Genomic DNA, 5,566 nt, shown 5'->3' on the forward strand with positions numbered 1-5,566 from the left:
GGCTGGGCGTAGGACGGCCCGTCGCTCATGCGGCCGCGCATGTAGGGATCGAGCGACAGCCAGATCGTGCGCAGCAGCACCTCGCCGGCGCCGGGCGTCGGCACGGCAAAATCCTCGAGGCGGAAATCGCTGGGCTGGGGCTCGCCGACGGGACGCGCGGCGAGCACGATGCGCTTGGCTTGTGATGATCCTTGGGACATGGTGTTTCCTCTTCTTTGTTATGACCGAGAACGTTGATTGGGGCCTCATGGTTCGAGACGCGCCGCAAGGGCGGCGCTCCTCACCATGAGGGTTGAAAGCTTCGCTGCGCAAAGACTCCTCGTCCTGAGGAGCGCGCCCACTTGGGCGCGCGTCTCGAAGGACGGCCGCGAACTCCGTCGAGCTTACGCCCCGCCCGGATAGTTCGGGCTTTCGCGCGTGATGGTCACGTCGTGGACGTGGCTTTCGCGCAGGCCGGCGCCGGTGATGCGGACGAATTCGGCCTTGCTGTGGAAGTCTTCCAGCGTCTTGGCACCGACATAGCCCATGGCGGCGCGCAGGCCCCCGGCGAGCTGGTGCATGACGTTGCCGACCGGGCCCTTGTAGGGCACCTGGCCCTCGATGCCTTCCGGCACGAGCTTGAGCGTGTCCTTGATGTCCTGCTGGAAGTAGCGGTCTGCCGAGCCGCGGGCCATCGCGCCGACCGAGCCCATGCCGCGATAGGCCTTGTAGGAGCGGCCCTGCCACAGGAACACTTCGCCGGGAGTCTCGTCGGTGCCGGCGAGCAGCGAGCCGACCATGGCGACATCGGCGCCGGCGGCGAGCGCCTTGGCGAGGTCGCCGGAGAACTTGATGCCGCCGTCGGCGATGACGGGCACGTCGGCCTTCTTGGCCGCTTCCACCGCATCCATGATCGCGGTGAGCTGCGGCACGCCGACGCCGGCGACGATGCGGGTGGTGCAGATCGAGCCCGGGCCGATGCCGACCTTGACGGCGTCAGCGCCGGCATCGATCAGCGCCTGCGCGCCGTCGCGGGTGGCGATGTTGCCGGCGATCACCTGCACCGCGTTGGAGATGCGCTTGATGCGGTTGACGGCTTCCAGCACGCGCGAGGAATGGCCGTGCGCGGTGTCGACCACGACGAGGTCGACGCCGGCCTCGATCAGCTTCTCGGTGCGCTCAAAGCCGCCCTCGCCCACGGTCGTCGCGGCGGCGACGCGCAAGCGGCCCTGCGCGTCCTTGCAGGCGAGCGGATGCGCGACCGCCTTCTCCATGTCCTTGACGGTGATCAGGCCGACGCAGCGATACTGATCGTCGACGACGAGCAGCTTCTCGATGCGGTGCTTGTGCAGGATCTTCTTGGCCTCGTCCTGGCCGACGCCCTCGCGCACGGTGACGAGGTTCTCATGCGTCATCAGCTCGGAGATCTTCTGCCGCGGATCGGTGGCGAAGCGCACGTCGCGGTTGGTGAGGATACCGACCAGCTTGCCGGGGATGCCCTTGCCGCCGCCCGTCACCACGGGGATGCCGGAGAAGCCGTAATCCTTCATCAGCGCCAGCGCATCGGCGAGCGTCGCGTCCGGCGCGATGGTCAGCGGGTTCACCACCATGCCGGATTCGAACTTCTTGACCTGGCGCACCTGGGCGGCCTGGCCCTCGGGATCGAAATTGCGGTGAATGACCCCGACACCGCCGGCCTGCGCCATCGCGATCGCCATGCGCGCCTCGGTGACGGTATCCATGGCGGAGGCCATGATCGGGATGTTCAGCGGGATCTCGCGCGTCACGCGCGAGCGGATGTCGACCTCGGAGGGAAGCACATCGGACAGGCCCGGCTTCAAGAGCACGTCGTCGAAGGTGAAGGCTTCGCGAAGTGTCTGCACGGTCGCCATCGTCAACTCCTTGTCTGCGACCCAAACGGCCGCCATTCGATTTCGGATGAGCGGCGCCGCCGTCGAGACCATGCCTCGCCGTCGAATCGGAGCCCATCGGTGGGGTTGACGCGGGTCGATAGCATGGGCCTGTGACGAATCAAAGGGCCGATCCGCCGTCCTCCCGCAATTGCGAAGGATGGCTGGGATCGGCCCCTGACGCGCAACAAAACGTCGCGAAAGCCCCGATTCCGGGGCAGAAGTTCCGCATCCTCTAGCGCCAGGCGCCCGGCGGCGGCCCGTAGCGGCGGATCGCGTCGACCACCTCGCGGTGCCGCCGATCCTCGCGCCGCATGTGAACGGCGATCAGGGCGTGCGCCGAGGGGACCAGCAGCAGCACGTGGAAGAACAGGCCGAGCACCAGGCACACCACGCACAGCAACAGGTTGAAGATGGCCGCAAACGGCTGCCCGTTGAGCAGCAGACCCAGCGGCGGCACCAAAGCGGCGAGCAGGACAATCATCGGCACATCTCCAACAAGCGCGACGCTGTAGCGTCACGCTGCATTTGGGGGCCTATGCCGGCTACGCAATGGCCTCATTCGTCGCAGGGTGTTAAAGCCGCCGCGCCGGCCCGCCTTCTTCCCTCCCCTGGATTCGATGAACAAGCAACGAATCATTCCGCTGATCGTCGCCACCGCCCTGTTCATGGAGAACATGGACTCCACGGTCATCGCGACCTCGCTGCCGGCGATCGCCAGGGACATCGGCACCAGCCCGCTGACCTTGAAGCTCGCGATCACGTCCTACCTGCTGTCGCTCGCGGTGTTCATCCCAGCGAGCGGCTGGACCGCCGACCGCTTCGGCGCGCGACGGGTGTTCTCGAGTGCGGTCGCGGTGTTCATGATCGGCTCGATCGGCTGCGCGCTCGCCAACTCCGTCGAGAACTTCGTCTTCGCGCGCATCCTGCAGGGCATGGGCGGCGCAATGATGACGCCGGTCGGACGTCTCGTGCTGCTGCGCTCCGTCGACAAGAGCGCGCTGGTCGGCGCGATGGCCTGGGTCACGATCCCCGCGCTGATCGGTCCGGTGATCGGGCCGCCAGTCGGCGGCTTCATCACCACCTATTTCTCCTGGCACTGGATCTTCCTGATCAACATCCCGATCGGCATCGTCGGCATCATCATGGCGCTGCGCTTCATCGATCCGATCAAGAGCGACAATCCGGAGCCGTTCGACCTCACCGGCATGGTGCTCGCCGGCATCGGCCTCGCCGGCCTCGCCTTCGGCCTGTCGGTCGCAGGCCTCAACCTGCTGCCGTGGTCGGTGGTCGGCAGCCTCGTCGCCATCGGCGCGATCTCGATGACGCTGTATGTGCGGCACTCCTGGCGGACCAATTCACCAGTGCTCGACTTCTCGCTGCTGCGGCTGCCGACCTTGCGCGCCTCGATCGTGGGCGGTTTCATGTTCCGGCTCGGCATCGGCGCCCTGCCCTTCCTGCTGCCGCTGTTGATGCAGCTCGGCTTCGGCCTGTCGCCGTTCCAGTCCGGCCTCGTCACCTTCGGCTCCTCGGCCGGCGCGATGGGCATGAAGGCGCTGGCGGCGCGGCTCATCAAGACCTTCGGCTTCCGCCACCTGATGACGGTGAACGCCGTCGTCAGCTCGGTCTTCCTCGCCGCCTGCGCGCTGTTCACGCCGGCGACGCCGCTCTTGCTGATCGTCATCATCCTGTTCGTCGGCGGCTTCTTCCGCTCGCTGCAGTTCACCGCGATCAACACCGTCGCCTATGCCGAGGTCGAGACCGCGCAGATGAGCCGCGCCACGACGCTCACCAGCGTCAACCAGCAGCTCGCGATTTCGGCCGGCGTCGCCGTCGGCGCGTTCTCGGTGGAGACGACGATGTGGGCGCATGGCGCGAGCCAGCTCACCGCCAGCTCCTTCGCGCCGGCCTTCATCGTCGTCGCGATCACCTCGGCACTGTCGTCGATCCTGTTCTGGCAGATGCCCGACGATGCCGGCAGCGAGATCTCCGGCCGCAAGGTCGCCGCGATCGCCAGCCGCAAGGGCGCCGAGAAAGGCGTCGAGAAGGCCGCGACCAAATCCGCGAGCGAGACCACACACGACGCGCGGGATCAGAAGCTGGGATGATAAGCCACTCCGGGCTTCGTCATCGCGAGCACAGCTCGCGATGACGAAGGAGAAGACGTGCCCCTACCCCGCCCGCCCTGCCGCCACCGCTGCCTGCGGTACAGCAACCACAGCGACCCGCCGCGGCGACAGCCGTTCCGCCTGCAGCACCGCAAATGTCAGCACGACGATGGCCGTGCCCTGATGCAGCAGCGCGAGCGGGATCGGCACCACCATCAGCAAGGTCGCGATGCCCAGCACCGCCTGCACAAGGATCGCCGCGAGCAGCCTGTGGGCGCCGCGCACGACGGCGCGGCCGGCGCCCGCGCGCATCACGTCGAAGGCGTGCCAAGCGGCCAGCGCCAGCAGCGTATAGGCCGTCATGCGATGCATGAACTGCACCGTGAGATGGTTCTCGAACAAATTGATCCACCACGGCGCATGGGCCCACAGATTGGCCGCCTGCGGGATCAGGCCGCCGTCGATCTCAGGCCAGGTGTTGTAGACGAGGCCGGCGCGCAGGCCCGCGACCAGGGCGCCGAGATAGAGCTGCACGAAGGTGACGCCGACCAGCCCCCAGGCGGTGAGCCGCAGCCGCGCCGGCGCCTCGGCCTCCTCGCGCGGCTTCAGCCGCCGCAATGTCCAGACGATCGACGCAAAGATCAGGAGCGCCAGCGACAGATGCGTCGCCAGCCGGACCGGCGCCACCTCGGTGCGCTCGGTCAGGCCCGAGGCCACCATCCACCAGCCGACCGCGCCCTGCAGCGCGCCCAGGCCGAAGATCACCCAGAGCCGGCGGCCGAGCGGCCCCGCAACGGCGCCGCGCCACAGGAACCACAGGAATGGCAGCAGATACACCATGCCGATGACACGGCCGAGCAGCCGGTGGCTCCACTCCCACCAGAAGATGGTCTTGAAATCATGCAGGGTCATGCCGACATTCATCTGCCGGTATTGCGGAATCGTCTTGTAGGCCTCGAACGCGTCGCTCCAGGCCTGCTCGCTGAGCGGCGGCAGGGTGCCGGTGACCGGCTTCCATTCGACGATCGACAGGCCGGATTCGGTCAGCCGGGTGGCGCCGCCGACCAGTACCATCAGCGCGATCAGGCCGGCGACGACCAGGAGCCAGAGGCGGATGGCGGTGAGATCTTTGGTGACGGGAACCGTGGCCATGGCGGTTGAACGCTCGATTGAACCTAAGCTGTCAGGCCCTTATAATCCCAGTGAATTCGCGCGCAAGCCGCGCCGCCCCCAACGCAGGCTGACATTCCCGTCATGACGATCCGCACCCGCAAACTGATCGGCGCCGTCGCGCTGCTGCTGCTCGCCTTCGCCTGGTCGATGATGGGCATGGTGCTGGCGCAATTTCCGCTGATCGCCAATTCCGGCTGGATGCAGGCGGTGTATTACGTCGTGGTCGGCATGGGCTGGGTGCTGCCGGCGATGCCGATCGTCAGCTGGATGCTGCGCCCGGACGCCGAGCGGCAGCAGGGCTGATCAGCCGAGATCGAGCTTCGGCTGCGGCGTCGTCTTGGCGCGCGGCAGGGTCACCCCGGCCATCAGAACTTTCAGCGCGCGCAGCGAGCGCGA

General features: G+C 67.3%; 5 protein-coding genes and 1 pseudogene. 2 read left to right on the forward strand and 4 right to left on the reverse strand.

The window, feature by feature from the left end; genetic code table 11:
- The 3 genes and pseudogenes from BRAS3809_RS35240 to BRAS3809_RS28140 all read right to left on the reverse strand — a co-directional run.
- Positions 1-200: pseudogene (locus BRAS3809_RS35240) on the reverse strand (NADP-dependent oxidoreductase); the annotation flags it as partial.
- A 183-nt stretch (positions 201-383) separates the two neighbouring features.
- Complete coding sequence (guaB, locus tag BRAS3809_RS28135; RefSeq protein WP_008965402.1) at positions 384-1,871, reverse strand: IMP dehydrogenase; 1,488 nt, start codon at positions 1,869-1,871, stop codon at positions 384-386.
- 253 nt (positions 1,872-2,124) lie between these two features.
- Positions 2,125-2,373: a hypothetical protein gene (locus BRAS3809_RS28140; protein ID WP_008965403.1), complete on the reverse strand. Its 249-nt coding sequence runs from the start codon at positions 2,371-2,373 to the stop codon at positions 2,125-2,127.
- Between the two features lie 136 nt (positions 2,374-2,509).
- Between BRAS3809_RS28140 and BRAS3809_RS28145 the strand changes: the two genes are divergently transcribed.
- A complete protein-coding gene (locus BRAS3809_RS28145) occupies positions 2,510-3,997 on the forward strand; it encodes a DHA2 family efflux MFS transporter permease subunit (protein ID WP_008965404.1) in 1,488 nt (495 codons plus the stop codon).
- Positions 3,998-4,060: 63 nt separating this feature from the next.
- On the opposite strand, the gene BRAS3809_RS28150 is transcribed toward BRAS3809_RS28145, so the two are convergent.
- A complete protein-coding gene (locus BRAS3809_RS28150; RefSeq protein WP_008965405.1) occupies positions 4,061-5,149 on the reverse strand; it encodes a COX15/CtaA family protein in 1,089 nt (362 codons plus the stop codon).
- 102 nt (positions 5,150-5,251) lie between these two features.
- Between BRAS3809_RS28150 and BRAS3809_RS28155 the strand changes: the two genes are divergently transcribed.
- Entirely contained in the window at positions 5,252-5,473 is a 222-nt protein-coding gene (locus tag BRAS3809_RS28155) for a DUF2842 domain-containing protein (RefSeq protein WP_008965406.1), read from the forward strand.
- Positions 5,474-5,566: the final 93 nt, after the last annotated feature.

The organism is Bradyrhizobium sp. STM 3809, assembly GCF_000239795.1.
In the GTDB taxonomy this organism is placed as follows: domain Bacteria; phylum Pseudomonadota; class Alphaproteobacteria; order Rhizobiales; family Xanthobacteraceae; genus Bradyrhizobium.